Below are 26,534 nucleotides of genomic sequence, written 5' to 3' on the forward strand. Positions count from 1 at the left end.
TCGTTACAATTGTTGTAACGCCAGTTTTCAACTCTTCTTAATGCACGCGAACACACCGTGTCCTCTCCCAACCAGTATTTCGTTCTGATCGTCCCTGCCTGCGCGGCATTGCTGGGCATCGCGATGATTTACTGCTGGAGCCGTCTACGCGATCACCGTTACCTGCTCTGGATTGCCTCGGGGTATATCTCCACGGCTATTCCTATGGGGATCCATAGCCTGATGCCCAATGAGCAACTCGCCCGCTGGACTCTGCCTTTGTCGGCTATGTATTTATATGGTGTCTGGGCTTTGTCTCATGGGGTCGCTTTACGTTTTGGCGGACGTGCTCATCCCAGATTGGCTGGAGCAATCGTCCTCGTCACGCTGGGGCTGCTTTTTTATTTTTCCCAGATTGATGATGATCTCTGGCTGCGTTTACAAATTCTGAACTGGGGCCTGGCCTTGTTGGTTGCTTTGCCCATCAAGTCGATCTTGTCCGGCAGGTCACGCACGATTCCTTTGGCAACGCTGTTGCGGGCCTCTTACCTGACAGCCTTGCTTTATGCCTTTGTTCGTGTATTTGCGCTGGCCACACTGATCCCTCGCGAGATGCAGCCAGAGCTGACCCGCTCCGGGTTTTGGCTCTTGATGCTGGCGACCAATATGTTCATCAGCATTTGGGTCGCGCTGGCTATTTTGACCAGTACGGCCATGTCGATTGTGCAGACGCTGGATCATGAGCGCAGCCGGGACCCTTTGACCCGTTTGTTGAACCGTCGTGCTTTTTTCGAGCAGGTCAAAAAACGGCTGGAGCTGTATGGACATAGCGGCTGGGCGGTCATGACCTGCGATCTGGACCACTTCAAGATGGTCAATGACACCTGGGGCCATGTGGCGGGCGATCGGGCCTTGAAGGAGTTCGGGGCCTTACTGGCTCGCACGGTTCGCCAGGACGATTTGGCAGCCCGCTTTGGGGGCGAGGAGTTTGTCTTGCTGATACGCAGCACCAGCTTGCATACCGCCGTGCTGGTTGCCGAGCGTTTGCGCAGCAGTGTGATGAATCTGCATATCCCCGCCACGGCGCATACGCTGACGGCCAGTTTCGGTGTAGTTCAGCTAAACAGCAATGGCGACATCAACCAGGCCATTGAGCAAGCTGACCGGCTTTTGTACGAAGCCAAGCATGCTGGCCGCAACAAGGTCGTTTGGAAGGCGTCCTGAGTTATTCCTCCTGCTTGCTGATACCCTTACAGTCTCTTTTTTCAAGACAGCCCCGTTAGAGGCTGATTGATAGGACTATCACAGCAAAAGCCGGGGGCGTTCACGCCTCCCCAGGAGACCCCATGTCACTTACCGAACTTAGCGCCAGCGAACTGCTGGCAGGTCTGGAAAAAAGCCAGTTCAGCGCCCGTGAGATTGCCGACGAGCTGCTCAAGCAATCACAAGAAATGGCCCATTTGGGCGGTCTGGCACATTTGGATTCAGAGCTGTTTTACCAGCAGGCCGATCAGTCTGACGCACGCCGCGCCCGTGGCGAAGCCTTGGCGCTGGACGGTGTGCCTTTGGTGATGAAAGACAACCTGAACACCACGGACATGCCCACCACGTCCAGCACCGGCGCCCTGCAAGGTCGCGTGCCGCTGAAAGATGCAGATGTAGTCGCACAATTGCGCAAGGCCGGTGCCGTGCTGCCCGCCAAGTCCGTGATGCACGAACTGGCTTTTGGGATTACGACCAATAACGCCACTACGGGCCCCAGTCGCAACCCTTATGATCCAAGTCGTATTCCCGGCGGCTCTTCCGGTGGCACTGCAACGGTTGTGGCAGCTCGTCAGTTCCCGGCTGGCCTGGGCACGGATACGGGCGCTTCGGTGCGTTTGCCTGCCGCGCTTTGCGGCCTGTACGGTTTCCGTCCTACGGTAGGCCGTTATTCGGGTCAGGGCATTGTGCCTTTGTCCCCCACCCGCGATACAGCTGGCCCCATGACTCGCAGTCTAGCTGACATCAGCTTGCTGGACAGCCTGCTCTGCCAGAAGGCCCCTACTGTGATTGCCACTCCTTCCTTGAAGGAGCTGCGTCTGGGCGTACCCCGTGACAGCTTCTGGAAGGATATGGATGCCGGTGTGGCCGACGTGACCCTGGCATTTCTGGATGATTTGCAAAAAGCCGGTGTCACGCTGGTCGATGTAGACCTGTCTCCGGTTCTGAAGATCAATGCCCGCGTCGGCATGCCGATTGTGTTGTATGAGACCTTGCAGAACCTGCCTTTGTACCTGGCCGAAAACAAGTACGACATTGGCTTGGACGAGCTGATTGCCGGCATTCACAGCCCCGATGTGAAAGAGATTTTCGACGCCATTACGGGCGACTACACCATCAGCCAGGAAGCCTATGAAGAAGCGCTGAATGTAGACCGCCCCCTGATGCAGCAAGCCTATGCAGACCTGCTGCGCCAGTCCAATGTGGGTGGCCTGATCTTCCCAACCAGTCCGCTGACCGCCTGCCCGATTGGCGATGATGAAACCACCATGATGAACGGCAAGGCTGTGCCTACGTTCAACACTTACATCTCTCGTACCGACTTGGGTTCGAACCTGGGCGCACCGGGTATTTCCCTGCCTATCGGCCTGTCGGGTGGTCTGCCAGTGGGGATGTTGATTGAGGCCGGTATCGGTGCAGATGATCAGCTGCTGGCTCTGTGCCGTGCGATTGATCCTTTACTACCAGCCACACCTGCACCGGATTTGAGCAAACGGGCATAAACGACGTAAAGGCGGATTAAGCAATCTGCAGGCTACTGCACCAGGCTGAATAACTCGCCACATCCAAATGCCATCAGCCCAACAAGAAACAGGCCGAATTCCTAGGGAAATCGGCCTGTTTTTTTGATGAGGCTCCTCACGAAGGCGTCATGCGCCCGGGTCCGTATTACCACTAAACCGCCGACGCAACATCTGCACCAACCAGCCGTGATGCTCACACAGTGCAGACTGACGAGCCTTGAAAACAAAACACAATACTGTTTTTTATCACAGCATAAAATGGCACACTGAAACTTCCGCCTGCACGGCAACACCCCAACTTCACGGCCAGCACACACCATGAATACACAGATTCTTTTATTGCGTGGCGTCATGCCCACCGGCAAGAACAAGGTCTTGATGGCACCACTACGCGCAGCCCTGGAAGCAGCGGGTCTGAAAGAGGTCCGGACTTATATACAAAGCGGCAATGTGATTGTGACCACAGAGCTGGAACAGCCGGAGTTGGAGCAACTGGTTCACCACACTATCAAGAACAAGCTGGGCGGAGATATTCAGGTTATCGCCCGAACACCGACTTATTTCATGCGGGTGATGGCGAACAATCCTTTCAAGGACGAAAGCCCCAGCCAGCTATATTTCACCCTGCTGCGCTCCCCAGCAGATAGCGTCTTGCTGCATGCCTTCCACGCCCTGGAGCACGCACCGGATCAGGTCCGCGTCATTGATGACATCGCCTATATTGTGTGCGCAACCCGGTATCGAGACCTGAAAGCCAACAATAATTTCATCGAGAGAAAGCTCAAGGTCGTTGCGACGACACGCAACTTCAACACCATGAGCAAGCTGATCGCCTTGAGTACGGGTAATGAAATAGTGATGAACCCCTCAAGCTAAGGCCCGTCGAGCCAGCGCCGCAACGGCCAACTCTTTATTGGCCTCGGTGCGCAATCCATCCTCCAGAAACCAGGCAGCTGACAAGGCCGCATGCGCCATGACCCATCTGAGCAAGCGTTGACGCTCCAGCCCTGCAACCTCGATGACTACCGACAACTGCCGTGCAAAGCGCGCTGGATCGGTGCTCGTTTTAAGATCAGGGTTGCACAGCACATTTACATAGTCGTAATAGCGCTCACCAGTGACGCGCTTGGGATCTATTGCCAGCCATCCACGCTGATCGAAATCAAGAATGTTGCTATGGTGCGCATCCCCGTGCAGAACGACCTGATCACGCTGATCTCGCAGCAGCTCATTGGCCACTAGTGCGCATTCGGCCATCAAACCGCCCTCTTGCTGCGCCATCGGTGCCAGCGATTCAAAAAAATCGCTCAGGGGGCGCAAATTGTCAGGTGGGGCCGAAGGTCGGTTTGAATGCAATTGCTCAAGGGCACGGCAGATACAGGTCGTCGCTGCATCATCTTCCCCTTCTAAAGCCATGCGCAATAGATCCCTGGAGCCCGTTGCACGCTCCATCAGCAACGCTCCAGAGTCTGGGTCCAGCGCATATACATGCGCCGCGCCATCACCAGCCCACCATTGCAGCACTTGGCCGCCGATGCGCTCATCAAGATCTCGTGTGATTTTGATCATCGCCGGCTGCCCCTCCAACTTCCCGGTCAGCCGCACGGGCATCAGATCGCTGGTCGCGGTGCTGAAAGGCTTGCCAGCGGCCTGCGCCCCCCAGCGTTGGAGAAACACATTGAATAGGTTGAAGTTGGACATTGCGCTGGTTTTCGTGGAAATCTCTTTAGGCAAAAGAAAGCCTGGCGTTCAATCATGCCCGACCGCTCATGATCGAAAGCGCCCAGCTTAACTGAGCTTGCCTTATTAATGTGAGTCCAAGTCCAGACACGCACCAGAACCCGGCGTTTCCCTCCCCCCTACTTCACGCCCCAGGACAAATATGTAACAGCCTGACCCTGGTGCTCTTGAAATTAGAAAAGTCGTCCCTATAATTAGCACTCGAAGGGGTTGAGTGCTAAAACGCCTCGCCCCCACAATCGGACCAACAACTAAAGTCATCTTTAAACAGGAGTTTCTCCATGGCACTGCGTCCTTTGAACGATCGTGTGATCGTCAAGCGTCTGGACAACGAACGCACCACCGCTTCCGGTATCGTTATCCCCGAGAGCGCGACTGAAAAGCCCGATCAAGGCGAAATCCTGGCCGTTGGCCCCGGTAAGAAAACCGAGGACGGCAAGGTTCTGGCGCTGGATCTGAAGGTCGGCGACAAAGTTCTGTTTGGCAAATACTCCGGCCAGGCCGTCAAGATCGACGGCGAAGAGCTGCTGGTGATCCGCGAAGAAGAAATCTTCGCCGTGATCGAATAAGTACCGCCAACGAAAATTCAATAGGATTCAAACCATGACCGCAAAACAAGTTTACTTCGGCGACGACGCACGTACCCGCATCGTGCGCGGCGTCAACGTTCTGGCCAACGCTGTTAAGACCACCATGGGCCCCAAAGGCCGTAACGTTGTTCTGGACCGCTCTTTCGGCGCTCCTACCGTTACTAAAGACGGTGTGTCCGTTGCCAAAGAAATCGAACTGAAAGACAAGTTCGAGAACATCGGTGCTCAACTGGTTAAAGAAGTTGCTTCCAAGACTTCCGACAACGCCGGTGACGGTACGACTACCGCTACTGTGCTGGCCCAAGCCATCGTTGAAGAAGGCCTGAAGTTTGTTGCCGCTGGCATCAACCCAATGGACCTGAAGCGCGGTATCGACAAGGCCGTTGGCGTTGTGGTTGACGAACTGCGTCAACTGTCCCGTCCTTGCACCACCAGCAAAGAAATTGCTCAGGTCGGTTCCATCTCCGCCAACAGCGACCACTCCATTGGTGAGATCATCGCCAATGCCATGGACAAAGTGGGCAAAGAAGGCGTGATTACCGTTGAAGACGGCAAATCCCTGGAAAACGAACTGGACGTGGTCGAAGGTATGCAGTTTGACCGCGGCTACCTGTCCCCTTACTTCATCAACAACGCTGACAAGCAAGTTGCTGTTCTGGACGATCCGTTTGTTCTGATTTTCGACAAGAAAATCTCCAACATCCGTGACCTGCTGCCCGTACTGGAGCAAGTTGCCAAGACCAGCCGTCCTTTGCTGATCGTTGCTGAAGACGTGGAAGGCGAAGCCCTGGCTACTCTGGTTGTGAACAACATCCGTGGCATTCTGAAGACTACCGCCGTTAAAGCTCCTGGCTTTGGCGATCGTCGCAAAGCCATGCTGGAAGACATCGCTATCCTGACTGGCGGTACCGTGATCTCCGAAGAAACCGGTATGTCCCTGGAAAAAGCGACTCTGGACGACCTGGGTCAAGCCAAGCGCATTGAAGTGGCCAAAGAAAACACCACGATCATCGACGGCGCTGGCAACGGCACCGACATCGAAGCTCGCGTGAAACAAATCCGCGTTCAGATCGACGAGTCCACTTCCGACTACGACCGTGAAAAACTGCAAGAGCGCGTGGCCAAGCTGGCTGGCGGTGTTGCCGTGATTCGCGTTGGTGCTGCCACCGAAGTCGAAATGAAAGAGAAGAAAGCCCGCGTTGAAGACGCCCTGCACGCTACTCGCGCAGCCGTCGAAGAAGGTATCGTTCCTGGCGGTGGCGTTGCTCTGATTCGTGCCCGCGCAGCTGTTGCCCAACTGAAAGGCGACAACACCGACCAAGACGCCGGTATCAAGCTGATCCTGCGTGCTATCGAAGCTCCTTTGCGCACCATCGTTTCCAACGCCGGCGAAGAAGCCAGCGTGGTTGTTAACCAAGTGGCCAGCGGCACCGGCACCTATGGTTACAACGCTGCTACTGGCGAATACGGTGACCTGGTCGAGCAAGGCGTTCTGGACCCAACCAAGGTGACTCGCACTGCCCTGCAAAACGCAGCTTCGATCGCCAGCCTGTTGCTGACCACCGAAGTGGCCGTGACCGAAATCGTGGAAGACAAACCTGCTCCAGCCATGCCTGACATGGGTGGCATGGGCGGCATGGGTGGTATGGGCGGCTTCTAAGCCACTTATCAGCACCCCGATCCGGGCGGAAATTGATCACTTCTGCCCTGATCGCCACGCTTTTAGTACAAAAACCGGATGGATTTTTCCATCCGGTTTTTTTTCGCCCAAGCAAACCCCTATAATCAGGGCACTTCAATCTGCAGCGTCCTTCATGTCAGACTCTCCATTCAAAAGCAAAGGCGGTGTTGGTCGCCTGTTCAATGCCCTGCGCTACTCCAGCCAGGGCCTGGCCGCTGCTCTGCGCCATGAGGCTGCCTTTCGCCAGGAACTGGCGCTGGCTGTCATCCTGACGCCACTGGCATTCTGGCTGGGGCAAACCCCGGCGGAGATTCTGGTCCTGCTGGGCACACTGGTTTTTGTGCTGGTGGTGGAGCTGCTGAACTCGGCCCTGGAGGCCCTGGCCGACACGATTACCCTGGAGCACCACCCCTTGATCGGGCGGGCCAAGGATCTGGCCAGTGCTGCCGTGCTGCTGTCCCTTATTTTTGCTGGTGCCGTCTGGCTCAGCTTTTTGTATAGCCGTTTACTTTCCTGATTCCCATGACATTCATAGAAAAACTGAACCGTGCCTGGACGGACAACCAATCCATGCTGATGGTGGGTCTGGACCCAGACCCTGCCCGCCTGCCTTTGGAGCTGGCCAGCAAACCCGGCGCGATTTATGAGTTCTGCAAAGCGATTGTGGACGTCACCGCCGACTACACCTGTGGCATCAAGCCACAGATTGCCTACTTTGCCGCTCAGGGTGCCGAGGATCAGTTGCAAGACCTGTGCGACTACATTCGCAGCCGCTACCCTCACCTGCCCATCGTTCTGGATGCCAAGCGTGGCGACGTGGGTTCGACAGCCGAGCAGTACGCACGCGAAGCCTTTGAGCGCTACCGCGCAGATGCCGTCACCGTCAGCCCCTACATGGGCTTTGACTCGGTAGAGCCGTACCTGGAGCACAAGGACAAGGGCGTGATCGTGCTGTGCCGCACCTCCAACCCTGGTGGCTCGGACCTGCAATTCATGGAGATGGCCGACGGTACCCCGTTGTACCTGCACGTAGCCAGCCTGGTGGCAGAGAAATGGAATACAAACGGCCAATGTGCTTTGGTGGTGGGCGCAACCTTCCCCGAGGAAATTGGCAAGGTACGTGCCCGTATTGGCGATATGCCTTTGCTGGTACCCGGCATTGGCGCACAAGGTGGCGATGTGGTCGCCACCGTTGCTGCTGGTATGGACTCGCAAGGTAACGGCATGATGATCAACTCTTCGCGTGCCATTCTGTACGCCAGCCGAGGCGATGACTGGCGTGATGCGGCACAAGCTGCAGCGATTGCTACGCGCAATGCGATTAATGATGCGCGCAACAAGCAGCGTTGATTGATGGCCCTCCCGGCTTGTCGAACAAGCCCGGGGATCGCGACAGCGACAGCGACAGCGACAGCGACAGCGACAGCAATTAGTGTAGATACAAGAAAGCCCCACTCACTTGGATTCAATCCAAAGTGAGTGGGGCTTCTTATTTATTAAGCTATGACCGATAGGACCCGCTCAGGCTCAGTTGAGCCTTAAGCGTAAGAAGCAGCTTCCCCCTACTGAGTCACGAGACCTAGGCCAGGGTCTGACCTGTATTTCAGGTAGCAGGGGCAGTGTCAATCAGACACTACTTCTGCCACAAGTCCAAACGCTAAACTAGGCCTGCGCCTCGACTCTGACACTGGTTCAAATTCTGGTTTGGCTTTGGCTTTTGACCCTAGTCAAGCCTGGTTCCGGTTGCGCCACTGCTTCAGCTCCGGGTTATCCGCTCCCAGCAAACTCTCCAGCGCCTGCTCGGTATGCTCACCCAACTGCGGCGGAGCCATGCGGTAGGACACCGGACTGTCAGAGAAGCGCATGGGGCTGGCCGTCATGCTGACCTTGCCGGCCTGGCTGTGGTCCAGCTCGATACGCATATTCCGGGCCTGAACCTGCGGGTGCGAGAACACGCCGTGCAGATCATTGATAGGTCCAGCTGGCACACCGATCTTGTCCAGCGTTTCCAGCCAGTAAGCGCTAGGATGCTGTTGCATCGCGGCGCTCAGAATCTGCTCCAGCTCATCCCGGTGCTTGACCCGCTGACTGTTAATGTTGAAACGCGAATCCTCAACAATTTCCGGGTGCCCAATTGCTTCGCAATAAGCCGCGAACTGACGGTTATTGCCGATAGCCACAATGATGTGGCCATCTGCCGTCCGGAACACCTGATAGGGCACCAGATTCTGATGTGCATTACCGGCTCGCTTCGGTGCCTGCCCACTGACCAGATAATTCATGTTCTGGTTCGCCAGCATGGCTACCTGACAGTCCAGCAAGGCAATGTCGATATGCTGCCCCAAACCACTGCGTGAGCGTTCAAACAAGGCGGCCAGAATGCTGCTGGTGGCATACATGCCCGTCATCAAGTCCGCGACGGCAACCCCCGCTTTCTGAGGACCACCGCCGGGCTTGTCATCACGCTCGCCCGTCAGGCTCATCATGCCGCCCATGGCCTGGATCATGAAGTCATAACCCGGACGCTCGGCATAAGGGCCTGTCTGGCCAAAGCCGGTAATAGAGCAATAAATCAGGCGAGGGTTGATCTCTTTCAAGCTGGCGTAGTCCAGGCCGTATTTAGCCAGACCACCCACCTTGAAGTTCTCCACCAGAATGTCGCATTCCCGTGCCATGGCACGCACCACATCCGCCCCTTCCTGGCTGGCAATATCCAGGCTGATCGACTGCTTGTTACGGTTGGCCGACAAGTAATAGGCCGCTTCAGCCGTATCTTCCTTTTCAGGTGTCTGCAAAAAGGGCGGGCCCCAGGCGCGAGTATCGTCGCCGGTTTCGGGTCGCTCTATCTTGTAGACATTGGCCCCCAGGTCGGCCAGGTTCTGTGTGCACCATGGGCCAGCCAGAATGCGTGTCAGATCCAGAACCCGGATACCATCCAAAGGGGCAGGACGCGTCGCCTGCGAGGCGTGCTGATCGCTCACGTTACAGTGCTCCATTCAAAAACAATTAGTCCAGCGTGATATTGGCTTGCTTGATCAGGCTGCCCAATTTCTCGTCTTCCTGACGCAGGAACTCGGCGTACTCGGCAGGGGTGGAGGAAATGATGTCCACGCCCTGACGACGGAAGGTTTCAACAAACTCGCTGTTCTCGCTGACGGTTTTCATGGCCTGGCTCAGGCGATCAATAATTTCAGTAGGCGTGCCGCTGCTGACGTGGAAACCAAACCAGGCTGTCACGTTATAGCCCTGATCCAGGCCCAGCTCTGCAAAGGTTGGAACCTCTGGCAACAAGGAGGAACGCTCCGGACCGGACACAGCCAGGGGACGTACAGTATTGGCGTTGATGTGCGTAATTGCGGTGCCCATGCTGTCGAACATGAAGGAGATGTGACCACCCAGCAGATCAGTCATGGCAGGTGCGCTGCCACGGTAAGGAGCGTGGATCACGTCGATATTGGCCATCGTGGTAAAGGCGGCGGCCGACAGGTGCGAGGACGAGCCATTACCAAAGGAAGCGTAAGTCAGATCGTCGGGCTTGGCGCGAGCATGATTGATCAGCTCCTCGCCCGTATTGAATGGGCTTTGCTTGGCGTTCACCACCAGCACGTTCTGCCCTTCCGCCACCAGAGAAACAGCGGCCAGATCCTGCGCCGGATCGTAAGGCAGTTTCTTGTAGAGATGGTTGTTCACCACGGCCTGACCAACCGCGGCCAGCAAGACGGTATAGCCATCGGGAGCAGACTTCGCGACGAAGTCCGTAGCGATAATGCCGCTGGCGCCGGGCTTGTTTTCCACAATGATGATCTGGCCCAGATCCTTGGACAGTTGCTGCGCGACACCTCGGGCAATCACGTCAGTCACACCGCCCGGCGTAAAGGGCACAACAAGACGGATAGGCTTGTCCGGATACGCGGCTTGCGCGCCCAAGGAACAAAACAACAAACCCATTCCGGCCAGCAGAGGAGCCACTTTACGGGCTAGAATTTTTTTCATGAATCACTCCAAACTTATTTTGTCCGATAATCGAACTTGATTATTAAATTGCTAAGTCTTGTTTTTTTTACAATTTATCATCGATAATTCTTGTTAATCCCATCGAGTTCGTTAATCGAACAAAACTAGATCCTGCCACTTACTGAGCAATGACGACGAATAAAGAGACAAGCCCTACCGCCAGCAGCTACAAAAGCGATCCGGACTACATGCAATCGCTAGCCCGTGGTTTGCAGGTGATTACGGCTTTTTCAGACAGAAGGCGGCCATTGCGGGCCGCAGAAATTGCCCTGAAAACGGGTCTGGCACGGGCGGTGGTGCAGCGCTGCCTCTACACGCTGCAAGCCCTGGGCTATGCAGAGCAGGAAGGTCCATTCTGGAAGCTGCGTCCGGCGATTTTGCAGCTGGGCCATGCCTACTTTTCTTCGACCTCCATCGTCAGTCTGGCCCAGCCCATACTGGACGACCTGAGTGACCGCGTCGGTGAAACCTGTGCACTGGCCTTGCTGGATGGAGACGAAATTCTGTATCTGGCACGCGCCCAACGACAGCGTGTACTGACTGTGTCTTTGGGCCTGGGTAGCCGCCTGCCTGCTCACTGCACCTCTATCGGGCGAATGATGCTGTCGCAGTTGCCGCAAAGCAGGCTGGATGCCTACCTGGAGCTGGCTCCCTTCAAGATCATGACGCAATACACCGCCCATACTCGCGAGGCCTTGCTGCGCGAATTAAAGCAGGTGCAGGAAAAGGATTATTCCTTGATCAAGGAAGAACTGGAACTGGGTCTAACGGCCATTGGCGTACCCGTGCGCAGTGCCAGCGGGCGCGTTGTAGCCGGAATGAGCATCAGCATCAAGGACTGGCAGGATACGGAAGAAAAGCTGATCCAGCGCTGCCTGCCCGAACTACGTTCGAGCGCCAGGCAGCTGGGTTTGATGTTACCGGCCTGAGCAATCAGGCGGGATTGAGCATGGTCAGCGCACTGGCCAAGGCGTATTCCACGGCCTGCTGACGGATTTGGGCCCGGTCTCCGTCAAAGATACGGGCAGAGGCGCGGGTCACAATGCCATCACCCCGGCGCTGTGCAAAACCAAAGCACACCAGGCCAACCGGCTTGCCCGCTGTGGCTCCATCCGGACCGGCAATGCCGGTCGTGGAAATAGCCAGTTCCGCATCTGCAGTGGCTTCCAGCGCACCCGCCGCCATTTCCATGGCGGTTTCCTCGCTGACCGCGCCAAAACGATCCAGGGTGTCCTGGTTCACGCCCAGTTCCTGAACCTTGGCCTTGTTGCTGTAAGTGACCAGACCGCGCTCGAACCAGGCACTGGAGCCGGGCAGGTCCGTCAGGGCAGCAGCCAGCAGGCCACCGGTACATGACTCGGCGCAGGCCACCATCCAGCCGCGATCTTTAAGGGCTCGCCCCAGGGCCAGGGCGGCATTGCCGTGCTCGTAATCGCTCATGAGAAAACTCCAAAACGTACCAAGACAGCCATCAGCAACAAGGTATAGCCTGCCGCCAGGAGATCGTCCCACATAACGCCAAAACCATTATGCAGACGACGATCAAAATAGCGGATTGGCGGTGGTTTGAGAATATCAAAGAAACGAAATAAAACGAATGCGATGCCCTGTGCAAGCCAGGTCTGCGGAATCAGCCACAGCACCAGCCAAAAGGCGACCATCTCATCCCAATTCATGCCGCTGTGATCGGACACGCCCAGGTCGTAGCCCGTGCGGTGGCAAGCCCAGCAGCCAATGAAAAAGGTAAGTGGCAAGAAAATGGCCATTTGCGTGTCGGTCAGCACATGCAGACCCAAGACCCACAAGACCCAGGCCAGCACCGTGCCCCAGGTACCCGGCCCCGGACGCAATACGCCGGTACCGCCGCCAAAGGCAATCAGGCGCCAAGGCTTTTTCACCACCCAATCCAGGGTAGGACGTTGAATGGGATTCAAGGAAGGATCAGGAAATGTGCTCATGACACAGACTCAGCCACCAAAATGATCGAAACCGCCCTGGGCAGGGGCAGGATGCAGACCCTGTTGATCACGCACGTACACCCCGCTACCAGCGTGCATGGAGCCAATACAGCTAAGCTGCACGCCTTCGCGCTGGGCCAGCGCCATGATGGACTCCCGTTGTTGGGGAGCCCCCGTAAAACACAATTGAAAAACGTCACCACCAACCAGAACCGCTTCGCGTTGCAGCTCGGCAGGCAAACCCTTTAAGGAAAGATCCAGCGGCAAGGCGTCCCAATCCAGATGGGCGGCACATTGGCTGGCTTTGGCGATATGACCCAGGTCTTGAACCAGGCCATCAGACACATCAATGGCAGCATGAGCCAAACCTGCCAGGGCATGGCCCAGGCGGTAAGGCGGCCAGGGTTGTTCCAAGGCTGGGCGGCTGGCAGCCAGACGATCCGGGTCCGCAGCCAGTCGACCTTGCAAGAGGCGCAAGGCAATGTCTGCCGCCCCCAACGTCCCCGTCAACCAGATGTCGTCACCAGCTTGAGCCGCACTGCGTTGCAAGGCCTGTCCCACCGGGACTTCACCCAGCACCGTAATGCTGATGACCACCCCTTGCTTGCTGCGCGTGGTATCGCCACCGATCAAGGGGCATTGCGCCTGATCGGCCAGTTCAAACAAACCTTTGGAGAATGCGGCCAGCCACTCGGGCCGGACTTCGGGCATGGACAAAGCCAGAAGGCAGGCTCGTGGCTTGGCCCCCATGGCGCCCAGGTCCGACAGGTTCACGGCCAGCGCCTTGTGCCCCAAGAGAAAGGGGTCCACATCGGGAAAGAAATGTTGCCCTTCGATCAATAGATCCACGCTGCTGGCCAGTTGCCAGCCGGGTGTTGGAGTAAAAAGGGCGCAGTCGTCGCCCACTCCCAAATAGCCTTCGGGAGCGGGACGATTGAAATACTGCTGGATAAGACCGAACTCGTTCAGCACGGCACGCCCCGTTTTAGCGGCGGGCCTGCTTGGCAACTTCAGGTGCGCGTACGTCGGCGGCCAGTTTGTCCAGCACGCCGTTCACGAATTTGAAACCGTCGGTACCGCCAAAGGACTTGGCCAGTTCAACGGCTTCGTTAATGGCAACGCGGTAAGGCACTTCAACGTGATGCACCAGTTCGTAGCTGCCAATCAGCAAGATGCCGTGCTCAATGGGAGAGAGCTCTTCCAAAGGACGATCCACATACGGCAAAAAGCGTTCGCGCAGCACAGGGGCTTCGCGCATGACGCCGAACAGCAAGGTTTTGAACCAGGCTGCGTCGGCTTCGCCAAACTCCTCGTCGCCCCGGATATGGGCGTCGATGGAGGTGGCTTCCTGCAGGCCATCAGCACCTCGCAACAGCCAGGAGTAGATGCCCTGCAGGGCAAATTCGCGCGAGCGGCGGCGCGCGGATCGTCCGCTGGCCTTGCTGGCCGGGACTTTATTTGTCGTCGTCAAGATCTTCGTCCTCGTAATCTTCGTCCTCATCGTCGTCCAGCTCGGGTTCGAGGACGGCGATAAGATTGCCCAGCTCGACCGCTGTACGGGCGCAATCGCGACCTTTTTCAGCAGCACGAATCTCGGCTTGTTCATCTGTGTTGGTGGTCAGTACACCGTTGGCAACAGGAATACCGGTTGCCAGGGAGACTTGAGTAATGGCCGAAGCGCTTTCATTGCTGACCACTTCAAAGTGGTAGGTGTCACCGCGGATAACAGCACCCAGAGCGATCAGGGCATCAAATTCGCCGGTTTCAGCCATCTGGCCCAGGGTAATGCCCAGTTCCAGCGCGCCGGGGACGGACAGAACGGTCACGTCACGCTCGTCTACACCCAAAGCTTCCAGCTCTTTCAAGCAGGCTTCCAACTCGGTCAGACCGATGGATTCATTAAAACGCGCACGCACAATACCAATGTGCAGACCTTCCCCATTAAGGTCAGGGGTAACAATGTAAGGATTCATGTTGGAAGCTCCGCTTAGGATTGAGAGTCTGGTTCGCTATGGTAACCCGTCACGGTCAATGCAAACCCGGCCATGCTTGGCATTTTACGTGGTCGCGACATCAAACGGGCTTTACCAACATTGAGGTCACGCAAAATTTGTGCACCAATTCCGTAGGTGCGCAGATCGTTGCGGCTAGGGCGACCGCGTGGCGCCTGGGCCGGGCTGTCTGCAGCCCAGGCCTGAATCTGCTCGAAACTCTCTTCTTCGGAGCTCTGGCAGTTCATCAGCAAGACAACACCGCTGTCGGATTTGGCCACGGTACGCAACGCAGTGGGCAGGGTCCAACTGTGGCCCACATCCCCCTCGATCAGAACATCCAGCACGGTAGTCGGTTCATGTACACGCACCAGGGTTTCCACTTCCGGGCTGATTTCACCGTGCACCAGTGCCAGATGCAAGCCACCGGAAGACAGATCGCGGTAAGCGTGGCATTCAAATTCGCCATAAGGAGTCTTGACGGACTTCTTGTGCAAACGCTCGATCATGGACTCGTGTTCGCTGCGGTACTGGATCAGGTCCGCAATGGTGCCAACCTTGATGCCGTGTTCGCGGGCGAACACCAACAAATCGGGCAAACGCGCCATGGTGCCGTCAGGATTGAGCACTTCACAAATGACAGCAGCCGGGGTCAAGCCTGCCATCGCCGTCAAATCGCAGCCCGCTTCGGTGTGACCGGCACGCACCAGCACACCACCTTTGGCCGCCTTCAAGGGAAAAATGTGGCCAGGCTGCACCAGATCAATCGGACGTGCATCACGGGCTACGGCCGCTTGCACAGTACGGGCGCGGTCAGCAGCGGAAATGCCGGTTTCCACGCCTTCAGCCGCTTCAATCGACACCGTGAAGTTGGTGCCAAAGCGTGTACCGTTGCGGGTGGCCATCAAAGGCAGGTCCAGTTGGCGGCAGCGCTCTTCGGTCAGGGTCAGGCAAACCAGACCGCGACCATGCGTCACCATGAAGTTGATCGCCTCGGCATTTACAAATTCGGCGGCCATGACCAGATCGCCTTCGTTTTCGCGGTCCTCTTCGTCAACCAGAATAACCATGCGACCGGCGCGCAGCTCTTCAACAATCTCTGGAACGGGAGCGATTGGACTGGCGCCCAGTTGACCAGCGTCGGACTGAATTTCTTGATTCATCGTGCTCTTTGCTCAGACAGATAATAATTAAGGCCATTTTACGACACCCAAGGCCCGGCGGGCAGCTTCATTAGTCGGTACACTTGAAGACCGTGCCAAACCGCTCCAAACCCCTATGACCGAACCCATTTTGCCTGCTATGGACGAAAAGCGTCGCCGTATCCAATCCATTGAAACGGGTTTTGGCCTGTTGAAAGTGCTGGTAGATAGCGGACAACCCATGATGTTGCGAGATCTGGCCACGCAAGCTGGGATGAGTTCGGCCAAAGCCCACCCGTATCTGGTCAGTTTTACCAACGTAGGACTGGTGCAGCAGGCTCCGGCTACCGGCCTGTACGAGCTGGGGCCGTTTGCCTTGCAGATGGGTTTGGTCAGCTTGCAAAGCCAGAACCCGGTGAAGATTGCCCTGCCCCTGGTTCAAGCCTGGGCCTCGCGCATCGGGCACACCCTGGGCTTGGCGGTGCTGGGCTCACACGGACCCACCATGGTTCATATCAGCGAGGCCAGCTACCCGGTCCATGTGAACATGCGCTGCGGCACGGTCATGTCCATGCTGCACACGGCCACCGGCCACGTCTTTGCCGCCTGGCTGCCCCCTGAAGTGGCGCGCCACTACATTGAGCGCGAGGCAGGTGACAGCGCGGTTGTCACCAGTATCAGTCCGCTGCGCCCCAGCCCCAAAGAACTGGCTGCCATGCTGGAAAAAATCCGTGAACAAGGTGTGGCACAGGCACTGGGCAACCCCTTGCCCGGTATTGATGCCCTGTCCGTCCCCGTATTTGATCACTCCGGCCAGATTGTGCTGGCCCTGACCAGTCTGGGCCCCAGTACGCTGTTTGATGCCAGTATCAACAGCCCCATCCTGGCTCAGTTGCGACAGTGCGCCAACAGCATTTCACACCAGTTGGGCTGGCGCGAGCCACTAGGTACTCCCCCTTTATAAAACTTGACATGACTACACACACTTATACGGGTGTCGACACTTCAAGTTTGGCTGGTTTACATGCAAAATAATCGTTTTATCCGCCCACCTGTTGTGGGTGATTTCTCGAGTGCGATGCTGTGCTAGAACAAGAACTGAAATTTTTTGTACCCGAGAGTGCCCGTCCCGGTTTATTGACCGCCTTTGACGCAGTACGCACGGGTAGCATTACCTTAAATGCCATTTACTTTGATACGCCCGAACGCGATTTGGCGCGCTCGAGTATCGCCTTGCGTCTGCGCAAGGAAGGCGAGCAATGGGTTCAGACCGTCAAACTGCCCGGTCCTGATACCCTGTCCCGCATTGAAATCAATCACCCCCGTCCCGGCCCGGAACTGGACCTGAGCCTGTATCAGGACACACCCGCCCACGCTGCGCTGGCTCGTTACGCGGATCAGATTCAAGCCCGTTATCAAACCCGCATCCAGCGCGAGCTGGCCCTGATCAAGCAAGGCCAGTCTGAACTGGAGCTGGCCTACGATGTGGGCCATATCGAATCCAATGGTTTGAAGCTGCTGGTCAACGAGCTGGAAATTGAGCTGATCAAGGGCGAGAGCCTGACCATGTTTGAGGTCGGCCAGCGCTGGCTGTACAAACATGGCCTGATTCTGGAGATGCGCAGCAAGTCCGAGCGTGGTGATGCCCTGGCCAGTCTGGCGGACCGCCGCCGGGCCAAATCGGAAAGTCTGGATCTGACGCCCGAACAGGTAGCTGCGGCCTTGACCCGCAAAGCCTACGACCTGCCCAAACCGCATTTTGTTGACACCGAAGATCTGGAACAGTTTTATAGCCTGAGTGCCACCATGAGCCTGGAACAGGTCATTCGCAATGCCGCCTTGCTGGCCGGCGTGGATGGCATACGTCCGGACTCTTCCCGTCAGGCCGACTATCTGGCCTTGATGCGCGTGGGTCTGCGCCGTCTGCGCTCCTGCCGCAAGCTGTTCAAAATGTGGCTATCGGCTAGCGAAGGGTATGCCAATACGCGTCTGACACATTATTTTGGTCTGTTTGGTCAGGCACGCGACCATGACCTGGTACACCTGGAAATCACCCCCTTGCTGCTGCAGGCGGGAATGCCCGGCCCCGCACCTGAGCCTACTCCCGCCCATCTGGAGCACGACCCGGTCCAACTGGCCAGTGCAGCCGAGTTTCAGTCCCTGCTGTTAAGTAATCTGCAGAGCCTGATTTGCGGCCCTACGCTGGAACTGAACGGTGTACCTCAGCCCGAACATTTGATCGAAGCCCGTATCAGCCGCTGGTTCCAGACAATTCAACTACGCAGCCAACGCTTTGCGCAGATCAGCCAGGACAAGCAGCATCGTTTGCGCAACCGTATCAAGAGCCTGCGCTACTGCCTGGAGTTTTTGCCCAGCGCAGCCGACAAGCAAGGGCTGCACAAAGTGCTGCGCGAATGTCAGGCCTTGATTGGTGCAGTCACCGACGTGGACGTGGCACTGGATTGGTATGCCCAACATGCGGCCAACCCCGAGCAAGCGCAGTTTGCGCGGGACTGGCTGACGCATGCCCGCCAAGGTCGTGCCGCCCATGCACAGCATGCGCTCAATGCCTTGGATCAGCATCAGCCGCAAACAGAGCTTCTGCGACGCTGAACGTCAAAAGCACTGAAAAGCCCACTGTGCACTGAGCCTTTGCTTGCTACTACGTAGTGCTCTTTTCCTGGTCGGCCCAGGGATAAAAAAACGGCGATGCCTGTAAAGACATCGCCGCTTTTTTGACAGCCAAACTTGGATTTAAGCGTTCATGCCCAACAAGGCCGACGCAAACTCACGGGCCACAAAGGCCTGCAGATCCTGCATGCCCTCGCCCACGCCAATCCAGTAAACCGGAATAGGACGTACGCCTTGCGCACAGGCAGCAACGGCAGCCAGCGTACCGCCTTTGGCCGTGCCGTCCAGCTTGGTCACAACCAGGCCAGTCAGACCCAAGGCTGCATCAAAGGCACGGATCTGCGAAATGGCGTTCTGGCCGGTATTGCCGTCCACAACCAAGAGAATTTCATGAGGAGCCTGACCATCGGCCTTGCCGATGACGCGCTTGATCTTCTTGAGCTCTTCCATCAGGTGAAGCTGGGTTGGCAAGCGGCCGGCGGTATCCACCATGACCACGCCCATATCGCGGGCACGGCCTGCATGCACAGCATCAAACGCCACCGCGGCGGGGTCACCACCGTCCTGAGCAATAACACTGACGTTATTGCGGGTGCCCCACTCAATCAGTTGTTCACGAGCGGCGGCACGGAAGGTATCACCGGCGGCCAACAAGACTTTTGCGCCCTGCTCCTGGAAGGTGTGGGCCAACTTACCGATAGACGTGGTTTTACCTGCACCATTCACCCCGGCAATCATGACTACCAGTGGTTTGCTCGATTCCAGAGGAAAGGATTTCTCCAGGGGCTTCAAATGATCGGTCAGGATGTCGCACAGGGCCTGTTTGACTTGGGCTGCATCGCTGATTTTTTCCTTACGAACACGAGCACGCAAGGCGGTAATCAGTTTCTCGGTAGCCTCAACACCCGCGTCTGCCATCAGCAAGGCGTCTTCCAGTTCCTCGAACAGCGTTTCATCAACCTTGGCACCGACGAACAGGCTGCTCAAGCTCTGACCGGTACGCGACAAGCCCTGTTTCAAGCGCGCCATCCAGGAAGTTTTCACCACAGGTGCGGCGGCTTCTGGCTCTGGCGTCGGGGCAGGTGCTGGGGCAGGCTGTGGCGCAGGAACTGGAACAATCTCTGGCTCCGGTTCAGGAGTCGGCTGTATCTCGGGTTCCGGTTGCGGTACCGGCTCGGGAATCGGCTGCACCTCGGGTTCAGGCACTGGCTCGACCTCGGGCTCCAGAGCACGGCTTGGCTCCGGCACAGGCTGCACCTCCGGCTCGGGAATACGAACGGGTTCAGGTACGGGCTGCACTTGCGGCTCGTGGATACGGGCAGGCTCTGGGGTCGGGACACTGGCCGGGGCGGGTTGTGGCACCTCTGGCTGCGTGGGCGTAGACTCGGAAGCAGCGCGATGTTCAGCCTGGCTGGCTGCCTGGCTACCCAAAGCCACAGCAGGCGAGGCCACCGGCGTTTGAACCGGCGTGCTTTGCTCCTGCGATACAGCGGGGGATGCATCTGCCGCGTCAGCCTGGGGCTGAGACGGGGCAGGAGAAAGCGGCTCGGTCAGCTCCGTTTGAGTGACTTGTGGCTCTGGCTTGGCCTTCTTTCTTTTAAAAAAACTGAACATACGATTTACACTAGAAAATTCTGTTGAATGACCACATTATCCGATCAAAGCGCTAATGAGAAAACATGCTGTCCGTATTGTAGGTGGTGATTACCGCCGCACACCGATTTCAGTCGTCGATGCACCCGGTCTGCGGCCCACCCCGGATCGTGTGCGCGAAACGCTGTTTAACTGGCTTAACCACTTCTGGGGCGGTCAATTCAGCGACAAGAACGTGCTGGATCTGTTTGCCGGTAGCGGAGCCCTGGGCTTTGAAGCGGCCTCGCGCGGTGTCGCCTTTGTACAAATGGTGGAACGCCACGGACCCGCTGTCAGCAATTTGCGCAGCCTGCGTACCAAACTCAAGGCAGACCACGTCCGTATCCATGCGGGCGACGCCCTCCATATTCTGGAGCGCAGCCAGATGCGCTACGATCTGGTCTTCATAGACCCGCCCTTTGCGCAGGACTGGATGGAACGTATCTGGCCCTTGCTGCCCAATGTGCTGGCACCGGACGCACTGGTTTACATTGAGTCCGAAACCCCTATACAAGCCCCAGATCAATACGGGATACTACGACAGGATAAGGCAGGGCAGGTACATTATCATTTGTTGCGATTTGCTGCGATGCAAAAAACAGTCAATAATGCCGAATTTTCCGGGACGCCTGCACCGCTCCCCCCGGACTCCGACCTGCCAACTTGAACCACTTACGCGGATGCACCATGATCACAGCTGTTTACCCCGGCACCTTCGACCCCCTGACACGAGGCCATGAAGACTTGGTCCGGCGAGCCGCCAACCTTTTCGATCACGTTGTGGTCGGTGTGGCCTCCAGCCAGAACAAGCGCCCTTTCTTCACCGTTGAAGAGCGTGTTGAGATCGCCTCCGAAGTGCTCAGCCACTATCCAAATGTGGAAGTGAAAAGCTTTTCCGGCCTGCTCAAGGACTTTGTACGCGAACAAAATGGTCGCGTTATCGTACGTGGCCTGCGCGCCGTGTCCGATTTTGAGTACGAATTTCAAATGGCGGGCATGAACCGTCACCTGCTGCCCGAAGTCGAGACCATGTTCATGACTCCTTCGGATCAGTACCAGTTCATCTCCGGCACCATCGTGCGCGAAATTGCGATTTTGGGCGGTGATGTAGGCAAATTTGTGTTCCCGTCCGTGGAGCGTTGGCTACAAACCAAAGCCAAGGAACGCAATCAGCAAACGGTTTCAGCCACCTGAACTCGCCCTGCGCAGCGGTCCGTACTACACTGTAGGGTGACCGACTGGTCAAAACCAAGGACCACGCTTATCAGGACACTGCGCTATGGCACTGCACATTACTGAAGAATGCATTAACTGCGACGTTTGTGAGCCGCAGTGCCCTAACCTGGCTATTTACATGGGCGAGGAGATCTACGAGATCAATCCCAACCTGTGTACAGAATGCGTCGGCCACTTTGATGAGCCGCAGTGTGTGGTAGTGTGCCCGGTCGAATGTATCGAGGTTCACCCCCAGCACCAGGAAAGCCAGGAAACGCTGCTTGCCCGCTATCACCGGCTACAGTCCGAACCTACGACATAAGCAGAATAAGAAAAGCCCTGCCATGAGCAGGGCTTGTTCTATAGGGATCACCGCGCAGACAGCTTACTCAGCCTGGGGCAAACGCTTTAACAGACGCAGCGACTGGCCTGTATAGCGGCTGAACCACTGGGCAGGCAAATCCCCTTCGTCTACCAATTGCACGGATTGCCCATTTTCCTGCCACAGGGAAAAGGAATCCGGATCGTCTTCAATAACATCCACTTCAATATCCAGGCGCAACATACCGGGAGCGCGCAACACCAGCTGGCCAAAACGCAGTTCCATACTGAGCTCGGCCAAAGCAGGCAGCGCATCGGCGGCCAGAACCTGCCCCTGATCGTTCCCCAGCACCCATCGCCCCTTGCAGGCCAGTGCCTTGCCGTCACTAAGGGACGGGCCGCCTTGCAACAGGCAAACCGTCTGGTCAGGCGAACTTAACGCTGAACTTGTGCTCATGGCTTGAACCACTGCTTCATGGCTTCGCCCACGGTTTGTGGAACCTTGGCCCCCAACTCTTCCTTGATGATCTGCTTCACCTCGGACTTCACATCGGGGGTGGACTCTGCTTTAGCTTCTGAAGCTTGCTGGCTCAACAAATCCAGCAAACCGTCTTGCAGTGCCTTCTTGATGGAGTTGCTGGCAATGTCTTTCCACTGAATCTGGTAGGACAGCCCTGTCCAGGGGCCGGAGATATGGATAGGAATCAGCACATTGCGCAGGTCCTGGAAGGACTTGCGCTCTTCCACGGCCAGATTGTTGTGGTTCAGGCGAGCCTGCAAAGTCACATCTGCTTGCTGATTTACCAGGTCCAGCGTGGCGCCTTTAGCCGCTGTCACCGTCAGAATCGGGGTGGTGGCCCGTAAATTACGGAAAGTCGCTTGCCCTTTCTTGATATCCAGACTGCCCTGCAAACGGTTCAAGACCGTGCGGCGCAAAGGATCGGACTGGGGCAGCAGCAAAGGAATCTGACCGCCAAAGGCATTGCGCACGGCTTCGTTGATATCGCGCACGCTCTGGTCCAGATCAACGCTGCGCCAGCTGCCGTCATGCAAATCGACCGTCAGGCCGCCTTCCAGAGCATTCAGACGCTCCTGGCTTGTGGCACCTTGAGCCTTCAGGTTCAGATCCACATTGCCCTTGCCGGCCAGGTAGTCATTGCCGAACGCATCCAGCAAGAGCGAACCGACCTGCATTTGCTGCAACTTCAGGCCCAATTCGAAGCGCTTGCCGGGCTCAACCTTGGCCTTGGCCTGAAGCTGACCTTCATACGCCTGCGCATTGAACTGCGACAAATTGATCAACTGGCCCTGGTTCTTGACCTGAGCTTTCACCTGATCCATCACCACACCCAGGCTGCGCAGCTTCTCGATTTCAAAACGCAGATCAAAGCTGAGCGTATCCAGCCAAGCGTAAGAGGAAGCTTCTTCAACCACTTCTTCGGCTGCGGGAGCCGCCTCTGCCTGCTCTGCCTTGGGCTGCTCGACTTGTTCAGCTTCCTCTGCGCCCGGCTCCTGCTCGGCAGCGGCTTCCGGCGCCTCAGCCTCTGGCTCCGGTGGGGTCACCACTTCGGGGGCTGTCACCCAGAAAATCGAACGCAGTTCGTCCAGGTCCAGCTTGTCCGCTTTGAGTACCGCGTTCAGCAACGGCCCTTTACCCTTATCTTGCAAGCTCACATCCAGACTGCCTTGAGCCTGCTCGGTGCTACTGCTTAGCTGCGCACTGTATTCTTGTTTGCCTTTGTTCAGGTCTGCCTGACCCGTCAGCGGCATCTCGAAGCGGCTACCTGCGTCGGCCTCGTCTTCCACGCGGATATTGGCTTGAATCTCCGGCAGACGCAGCCACTCATTCGATGGTTGCCACTGCATGGGAGAACTGGCCTTCAATTGCGCCACACGGCTGCCTTGTTTGATGGCGCCGTCCAGCTTGGCCTGCTCAAATATCAATTCCTGGCTATTACCGGACAAGCCTTGCAGCGTCAAACCCAAACCCAGGACCTTGGGGCCGCTGACTTTCAGGCTGGCAACGACAGGCGAGCCTTCAGCCTGGGCAGGCGATACCTGGATACGAGGCACATCCAGGGCCAGATCCAGATTCTGATCTTCATTTTTGCCACGAACACGCAGCGCCAGCTTCTCGAAAGACACCAGGTCGCTGACGCTGTCGATTTCCATCTTGGGCGTATTTAGCGTGGCATTCAGATCGCTGACCGGGTAAGCGCCCAACCACTGACCTTGCAATTGGGTATCCAGATTGGTGGCGCTGAACTGGCGTTGGGCCGACTTGTAGGCCACATTGCCCTTAAGTGTCAGGCTTTGTGCCTGCAGCTGGTCCAGATCACCGATAAAGCTCAAGTTCAGCTTTTGTGCGCCGTAGGATTTGGAAGCAGGGTCCAGACTCAGTTGCCCTTGCCCTTCCAGCACGCCATCCGCCACGGGATAGTCCCCCGACAAGCGGCTCTTGAAAGCCACATCAAAAGGCTGACCAAAGGTCATGCGACCCGTGTTCACTTCAAGCTGCAACAAACGGCCAATTACATTGCTGCGTTTGCTGAAGTAATGAATCTCACCACCCTTCAGGCTCAGACCTGCAATATCAATCTGGAAATCCGTTTCGCTGCCCGAGCGCTTGGCAATCAATTCAGGAACAGGCAAGGATTCGGGTGCAGGCTCGGCTGTCTGAGGAGCCTCGGCAGCTTGTGCTGCGGGCAACAAGGATACGCCCGAGCGGGCAAGGGGAAGGTGAGGGCCAGCCGGCGGGGCTTGCAGCAAGTCGTCAAAATTCAGCTTGCCTTCTTCATCGCGCACAATCCAGGCTTTGAAGCCGGTAACAGCAACGTGGTCCACTACCAGGCGGTTATTGATCAAAGGCCACAAGGCCACCGCAAACCGGGCGCTTTCCAAAGAAGCGAAAGGATCTTCCGAATTACGGTCAGACAGGGACAGCCCCTGCACGGACAGGCCAATGCGGGGAAATAAAGAAAGTTCGATATCACCGTCAATCTTGAGCGTACGCTGATACTTTTGCTGGACGATGTCAGCCAGCTTCTGCTTGTACGAATTGGGATTGAATGTCAGCAGGAAAATCGCCCCGCCTACCACCGTGACAATAGCTAAAACGACGAGGCTGAATAAGCCCCGCTTAAACCATACTTTCATGTAAGCCTCTAGGACCTCGGGGCAGGATGCAACACGCCATCTGCCCGGATACGAAATGCTAACCCATGTCGGGCCATTGCGAAGTAACGAAAATAAGAAATATCCACCCGCACTTTAAAAAGCAGAGCCTGTTGTCAGTAATTCGCCATTATTACCAAAAGAAATAAAGGCATAGTATTAATGTCTGCGCCCTTAGATGCTTTTCTCTACATACAGGGGTTATGCTTGCTTTGTCTTATATAAGCCACTTGATCATCAATTCCAGAATTAACCATGAAACTAGAGACTCTTGCCATTCATGCTGGCTACCAGCCAGATCCGACCACAAAAGCCGTTGCTGTTCCGATTTACCAGACCACTTCCTACGCTTTCGACAACACGCAACACGGCGCGGATCTGTTTGACCTGAAGGTGCCCGGCAATATTTACACCCGCATAATGAACCCGACCAATGCCGTGCTTGAAGAGCGTGTTGCAGCATTGGAAGGCGGGATTGCGGGCTTGGCAGTAGCCTCTGGCATGGCAGCCATCACGTATGCTATCCAAACGATTGCAGAGGCCGGCGATAACATTGTGTCCGTCAGTAAACTGTACGGCGGCACCTACAACCTGTTCGCGCACTCCTTCCCGCGTCAGGGCATTACCGTCAAATTTGCCCAACCCAATGATATCGAAGCACTGGAAGCCCTGATCGACGACCGCACTCGTGCCGTGTTCTGCGAAACCATCGGCAACCCGGCTGGCAACATCATCGATATCCGTGCACTGGCCGATGCCGCTCACCGTCATGGTGTACCCCTGATTGTAGACAATACCGTGGCCTCGCCTGCCCTGTGCCGTCCTATCGAGCACGGTGCCGACATTGTCGTGCACTCGCTGACCAAATACATGGGCGGTCACGGCACCACCATTGCGGGCATGGTCGTGGACTCCGGTAAGTTCCCCTGGGCCGAGCACAAAGATCGCTTTGCCATCCTGAACACCCCTGACCCGTCCTACCACGGCGTGGTCTATACCGAAGCCTTTGGCCCAGCCGCCTTCATCGGCCGCTGCCGCGTGGCTCCGCTGCGCAATACCGGCGCTGCCCTGGCCCCCTTGAGCGCCTTCCAGATCCTGCAAGGCATCGAAACCCTGCCTCTGCGCATGGAGCGTCATACAGAAAACGCCCTGAAAGTGGCCCAGTATCTGAACAAGCACCCACAAGTGTCCTGGGTGAAGTACGCCGGTTTGCCTGACCATCCGGATCATGAACTGGCCAAGCGCTATATGGGTGGCAAGCCTGCGGCGATTTTGTCCTTTGGTATCAAAGGCGGCATTGAAGCCGGTACCCGCTTTATCGACGCGCTGAACCTGGTGCTGCGTCTGGTCAATATTGGTGATGCCAAATCCCTGGCTTGCCACCCTGCCAGCACGACTCACCGTCAGCTCAATGCCGAAGAACTGGCCGCCGTGGGCGTGAGCGAAGACATGGTGCGTCTGTCCATTGGCCTGGAACACATCGACGACATTCTGGCCGATCTGGAACAAGCTCTGGAAGCAGCGGCACGCGGCTAAGACCCAAAAATCTGTACAGGCCGGAATTGCTGTACAGGTTTTTCTGCATCAAGCAAAAAAGCCTGGAATCGGTATTGCACCGACTCCAGGCTTTTTTCATTCTTGGCAATACGGCCGTCAGACAGACCGTGTCACGGACGCAAG

General features: G+C 56.7%; 26 protein-coding genes. 14 read left to right on the top strand and 12 right to left on the bottom strand.

What is annotated here, in order from left to right; translation table 11 throughout:
* Positions 1 to 57: 57 nt before the first annotated feature.
* The 3 genes from NIZ92_RS15365 to NIZ92_RS15375 all read left to right on the top strand — a co-directional run bounded on the left by NIZ92_RS15365 (position 58) and on the right by NIZ92_RS15375 (position 3,641).
* A complete protein-coding gene (locus NIZ92_RS15365; protein WP_035273354.1) occupies positions 58 to 1,203 on the top strand; it encodes a diguanylate cyclase in 1,146 nt (381 codons plus the stop codon).
* Between the two features lie 122 nt (positions 1,204 to 1,325).
* Positions 1,326 to 2,744 carry an indoleacetamide hydrolase gene (iaaH, locus tag NIZ92_RS15370; protein ID WP_254002209.1) on the top strand — a complete coding sequence of 473 codons (1,419 nt, stop codon included), beginning with the start codon at positions 1,326 to 1,328 and terminating at the stop codon, positions 2,742 to 2,744.
* A 339-nt stretch (positions 2,745 to 3,083) separates the two neighbouring features.
* Positions 3,084 to 3,641, top strand: a complete 558-nt coding sequence (locus NIZ92_RS15375) for a DUF1697 domain-containing protein (protein WP_254002210.1) — start codon at positions 3,084 to 3,086, stop codon at positions 3,639 to 3,641.
* Here NIZ92_RS15375 and NIZ92_RS15380 read toward each other — a convergent pair.
* Positions 3,633 to 4,499, bottom strand: coding sequence for an aminoglycoside phosphotransferase family protein (locus tag NIZ92_RS15380; protein WP_235332524.1), 867 nt, complete (start codon positions 4,497 to 4,499; stop codon positions 3,633 to 3,635). The genes NIZ92_RS15375 and NIZ92_RS15380 overlap by 9 nt on opposite strands.
* Before the next feature lie 287 nt (positions 4,500 to 4,786).
* Between NIZ92_RS15380 and NIZ92_RS15385 the strand changes: the two genes are divergently transcribed.
* From NIZ92_RS15385 to pyrF, 4 genes are all read left to right on the top strand, one after another.
* On the top strand, positions 4,787 to 5,074 hold the full coding sequence (locus tag NIZ92_RS15385) for a co-chaperone GroES (RefSeq protein ID WP_009454802.1): 288 nt from the start codon (positions 4,787 to 4,789) through the stop codon (positions 5,072 to 5,074).
* 34 nt (positions 5,075 to 5,108) lie between these two features.
* Positions 5,109 to 6,755, top strand: a complete 1,647-nt coding sequence (groL, locus tag NIZ92_RS15390; RefSeq protein ID WP_026485468.1) for a chaperonin GroEL — start codon at positions 5,109 to 5,111, stop codon at positions 6,753 to 6,755.
* 154 nt (positions 6,756 to 6,909) lie between these two features.
* Positions 6,910 to 7,293 (top strand): diacylglycerol kinase, encoded by a 384-nt coding sequence (locus tag NIZ92_RS15395; RefSeq protein ID WP_009454798.1) that lies wholly within the window; start codon positions 6,910 to 6,912, stop codon positions 7,291 to 7,293.
* Between the two features lie 5 nt (positions 7,294 to 7,298).
* Positions 7,299 to 8,126 carry an orotidine-5'-phosphate decarboxylase gene (gene pyrF / locus NIZ92_RS15400; RefSeq protein WP_026485466.1) on the top strand — a complete coding sequence of 276 codons (828 nt, stop codon included), beginning with the start codon at positions 7,299 to 7,301 and terminating at the stop codon, positions 8,124 to 8,126.
* Positions 8,127 to 8,503: 377 nt separating this feature from the next.
* On the opposite strand, the gene NIZ92_RS15405 is transcribed toward pyrF, so the two are convergent.
* Positions 8,504 to 9,757 carry a CaiB/BaiF CoA-transferase family protein gene (locus tag NIZ92_RS15405; RefSeq protein ID WP_254002211.1) on the bottom strand — a complete coding sequence of 418 codons (1,254 nt, stop codon included), beginning with the start codon at positions 9,755 to 9,757 and terminating at the stop codon, positions 8,504 to 8,506.
* A 25-nt stretch (positions 9,758 to 9,782) separates the two neighbouring features.
* Positions 9,783 to 10,769 (bottom strand): tripartite tricarboxylate transporter substrate binding protein, encoded by a 987-nt coding sequence (locus tag NIZ92_RS15410; RefSeq protein ID WP_115634356.1) that lies wholly within the window; start codon positions 10,767 to 10,769, stop codon positions 9,783 to 9,785.
* 149 nt (positions 10,770 to 10,918) lie between these two features.
* Between NIZ92_RS15410 and NIZ92_RS15415 the strand changes: the two genes are divergently transcribed.
* Entirely contained in the window at positions 10,919 to 11,719 is an 801-nt protein-coding gene (locus NIZ92_RS15415) for an IclR family transcriptional regulator C-terminal domain-containing protein (RefSeq protein WP_254002212.1), read from the top strand.
* 4 nt (positions 11,720 to 11,723) lie between these two features.
* On the opposite strand, the gene NIZ92_RS15420 is transcribed toward NIZ92_RS15415, so the two are convergent.
* From NIZ92_RS15420 to ribBA, 6 genes are read right to left on the bottom strand one after another with little or no spacing between them, the layout of a single operon-like run.
* Positions 11,724 to 12,230, bottom strand: coding sequence for a CinA family protein (locus tag NIZ92_RS15420; RefSeq protein ID WP_026485462.1), 507 nt, complete (start codon positions 12,228 to 12,230; stop codon positions 11,724 to 11,726).
* Entirely contained in the window at positions 12,227 to 12,748 is a 522-nt protein-coding gene (locus NIZ92_RS15425) for a phosphatidylglycerophosphatase A (RefSeq protein ID WP_009454786.1), read from the bottom strand. The genes NIZ92_RS15420 and NIZ92_RS15425 overlap by 4 nt, the downstream gene beginning before the upstream one ends.
* 9 nt (positions 12,749 to 12,757) lie before the next feature.
* Positions 12,758 to 13,720 (bottom strand): thiamine-phosphate kinase, encoded by a 963-nt coding sequence (gene thiL / locus NIZ92_RS15430; protein WP_254002213.1) that lies wholly within the window; start codon positions 13,718 to 13,720, stop codon positions 12,758 to 12,760.
* Between the two features lie 13 nt (positions 13,721 to 13,733).
* Positions 13,734 to 14,219: a transcription antitermination factor NusB gene (nusB, locus tag NIZ92_RS15435; protein WP_254002214.1), complete on the bottom strand. Its 486-nt coding sequence runs from the start codon at positions 14,217 to 14,219 to the stop codon at positions 13,734 to 13,736.
* Complete coding sequence (gene ribH, locus NIZ92_RS15440; protein WP_009454781.1) at positions 14,203 to 14,721, bottom strand: 6,7-dimethyl-8-ribityllumazine synthase; 519 nt, start codon at positions 14,719 to 14,721, stop codon at positions 14,203 to 14,205. Before ribH ends, nusB begins: the two co-directional genes overlap by 17 nt.
* Before the next feature lie 14 nt (positions 14,722 to 14,735).
* Positions 14,736 to 15,902: a bifunctional 3,4-dihydroxy-2-butanone-4-phosphate synthase/GTP cyclohydrolase II gene (ribBA, locus tag NIZ92_RS15445; RefSeq protein WP_009454780.1), complete on the bottom strand. Its 1,167-nt coding sequence runs from the start codon at positions 15,900 to 15,902 to the stop codon at positions 14,736 to 14,738.
* A 115-nt stretch (positions 15,903 to 16,017) separates the two neighbouring features.
* On the opposite strand from ribBA, the gene NIZ92_RS15450 reads away from it, so the two are divergent.
* Both NIZ92_RS15450 and NIZ92_RS15455 read left to right on the top strand, forming a co-directional pair.
* On the top strand, positions 16,018 to 16,845 hold the full coding sequence (locus NIZ92_RS15450) for an IclR family transcriptional regulator (protein WP_022983222.1): 828 nt from the start codon (positions 16,018 to 16,020) through the stop codon (positions 16,843 to 16,845).
* A 119-nt stretch (positions 16,846 to 16,964) separates the two neighbouring features.
* Positions 16,965 to 18,494 carry a CYTH and CHAD domain-containing protein gene (locus NIZ92_RS15455; protein WP_022983223.1) on the top strand — a complete coding sequence of 510 codons (1,530 nt, stop codon included), beginning with the start codon at positions 16,965 to 16,967 and terminating at the stop codon, positions 18,492 to 18,494.
* Positions 18,495 to 18,635: 141 nt separating this feature from the next.
* Here the strand turns inward: NIZ92_RS15455 and ftsY are convergent, their stop codons facing one another.
* Positions 18,636 to 19,739, bottom strand: coding sequence for a signal recognition particle-docking protein FtsY (gene ftsY / locus NIZ92_RS15460; protein ID WP_367881695.1), 1,104 nt, complete (start codon positions 19,737 to 19,739; stop codon positions 18,636 to 18,638).
* A gap of 442 nt (positions 19,740 to 20,181) precedes the next feature.
* Between ftsY and rsmD the strand changes: the two genes are divergently transcribed.
* From rsmD to NIZ92_RS15475, 3 genes are all read left to right on the top strand, one after another.
* Positions 20,182 to 20,811, top strand: coding sequence for a 16S rRNA (guanine(966)-N(2))-methyltransferase RsmD (gene rsmD / locus NIZ92_RS15465; protein WP_009454775.1), 630 nt, complete (start codon positions 20,182 to 20,184; stop codon positions 20,809 to 20,811).
* A 20-nt stretch (positions 20,812 to 20,831) separates the two neighbouring features.
* A complete protein-coding gene (gene coaD / locus NIZ92_RS15470; RefSeq protein ID WP_009454773.1) occupies positions 20,832 to 21,338 on the top strand; it encodes a pantetheine-phosphate adenylyltransferase in 507 nt (168 codons plus the stop codon).
* A gap of 85 nt (positions 21,339 to 21,423) precedes the next feature.
* Positions 21,424 to 21,681 (top strand): YfhL family 4Fe-4S dicluster ferredoxin, encoded by a 258-nt coding sequence (locus tag NIZ92_RS15475; protein ID WP_009454772.1) that lies wholly within the window; start codon positions 21,424 to 21,426, stop codon positions 21,679 to 21,681.
* A 63-nt stretch (positions 21,682 to 21,744) separates the two neighbouring features.
* Here the strand turns inward: NIZ92_RS15475 and NIZ92_RS15480 are convergent, their stop codons facing one another.
* Both NIZ92_RS15480 and NIZ92_RS15485 read right to left on the bottom strand, forming a co-directional pair.
* Positions 21,745 to 22,137: an MOSC N-terminal beta barrel domain-containing protein gene (locus NIZ92_RS15480; protein WP_115634358.1), complete on the bottom strand. Its 393-nt coding sequence runs from the start codon at positions 22,135 to 22,137 to the stop codon at positions 21,745 to 21,747.
* Positions 22,134 to 24,836, bottom strand: coding sequence for an AsmA family protein (locus NIZ92_RS15485; protein ID WP_254002216.1), 2,703 nt, complete (start codon positions 24,834 to 24,836; stop codon positions 22,134 to 22,136). The genes NIZ92_RS15480 and NIZ92_RS15485 overlap by 4 nt, the downstream gene beginning before the upstream one ends.
* 273 nt (positions 24,837 to 25,109) lie before the next feature.
* Between NIZ92_RS15485 and NIZ92_RS15490 the strand changes: the two genes are divergently transcribed.
* The gene (locus tag NIZ92_RS15490) at positions 25,110 to 26,390 is read left to right on the top strand and encodes a bifunctional O-acetylhomoserine aminocarboxypropyltransferase/cysteine synthase (RefSeq protein ID WP_060186600.1); all 1,281 of its coding nucleotides are present in this window, start codon (positions 25,110 to 25,112) and stop codon (positions 26,388 to 26,390) included.
* Positions 26,391 to 26,534: the final 144 nt, after the last annotated feature.

The organism is Alcaligenes sp. 1735tsa3, from assembly GCF_024134565.1.
Lineage (GTDB): Bacteria > Pseudomonadota > Gammaproteobacteria > Burkholderiales > Burkholderiaceae_B > Alcaligenes > Alcaligenes phenolicus.

Coding starts and splice junctions, on each gene's coding strand:
- iaaH (WP_254002209.1), top strand. CDS start 1,326: ATGTCACTTACCGAACTTAGCGCCAGCGAACTGCTGGCAGGTCTGGAA.
- NIZ92_RS15375 (WP_254002210.1), top strand. CDS start 3,084: ATGAATACACAGATTCTTTTATTGCGTGGCGTCATGCCCACCGGCAAG.
- NIZ92_RS15385 (WP_009454802.1), top strand. CDS start 4,787: ATGGCACTGCGTCCTTTGAACGATCGTGTGATCGTCAAGCGTCTGGAC.
- groL (WP_026485468.1), top strand. CDS start 5,109: ATGACCGCAAAACAAGTTTACTTCGGCGACGACGCACGTACCCGCATC.
- NIZ92_RS15395 (WP_009454798.1), top strand. CDS start 6,910: ATGTCAGACTCTCCATTCAAAAGCAAAGGCGGTGTTGGTCGCCTGTTC.
- pyrF (WP_026485466.1), top strand. CDS start 7,299: ATGACATTCATAGAAAAACTGAACCGTGCCTGGACGGACAACCAATCC.
- NIZ92_RS15410 (WP_115634356.1), bottom strand. CDS start 10,769: ATGAAAAAAATTCTAGCCCGTAAAGTGGCTCCTCTGCTGGCCGGAATG.
- NIZ92_RS15415 (WP_254002212.1), top strand. CDS start 10,919: ATGACGACGAATAAAGAGACAAGCCCTACCGCCAGCAGCTACAAAAGC.
- NIZ92_RS15420 (WP_026485462.1), bottom strand. CDS start 12,230: ATGAGCGATTACGAGCACGGCAATGCCGCCCTGGCCCTGGGGCGAGCC.
- NIZ92_RS15425 (WP_009454786.1), bottom strand. CDS start 12,748: ATGAGCACATTTCCTGATCCTTCCTTGAATCCCATTCAACGTCCTACC.
- ribH (WP_009454781.1), bottom strand. CDS start 14,721: ATGAATCCTTACATTGTTACCCCTGACCTTAATGGGGAAGGTCTGCAC.
- ribBA (WP_009454780.1), bottom strand. CDS start 15,902: ATGAATCAAGAAATTCAGTCCGACGCTGGTCAACTGGGCGCCAGTCCA.
- NIZ92_RS15450 (WP_022983222.1), top strand. CDS start 16,018: ATGACCGAACCCATTTTGCCTGCTATGGACGAAAAGCGTCGCCGTATC.
- rsmD (WP_009454775.1), top strand. CDS start 20,182: ATGAGAAAACATGCTGTCCGTATTGTAGGTGGTGATTACCGCCGCACA.
- coaD (WP_009454773.1), top strand. CDS start 20,832: ATGATCACAGCTGTTTACCCCGGCACCTTCGACCCCCTGACACGAGGC.
- NIZ92_RS15475 (WP_009454772.1), top strand. CDS start 21,424: ATGGCACTGCACATTACTGAAGAATGCATTAACTGCGACGTTTGTGAG.
- NIZ92_RS15480 (WP_115634358.1), bottom strand. CDS start 22,137: ATGAGCACAAGTTCAGCGTTAAGTTCGCCTGACCAGACGGTTTGCCTG.
- NIZ92_RS15485 (WP_254002216.1), bottom strand. CDS start 24,836: ATGAAAGTATGGTTTAAGCGGGGCTTATTCAGCCTCGTCGTTTTAGCT.
- NIZ92_RS15490 (WP_060186600.1), top strand. CDS start 25,110: ATGAAACTAGAGACTCTTGCCATTCATGCTGGCTACCAGCCAGATCCG.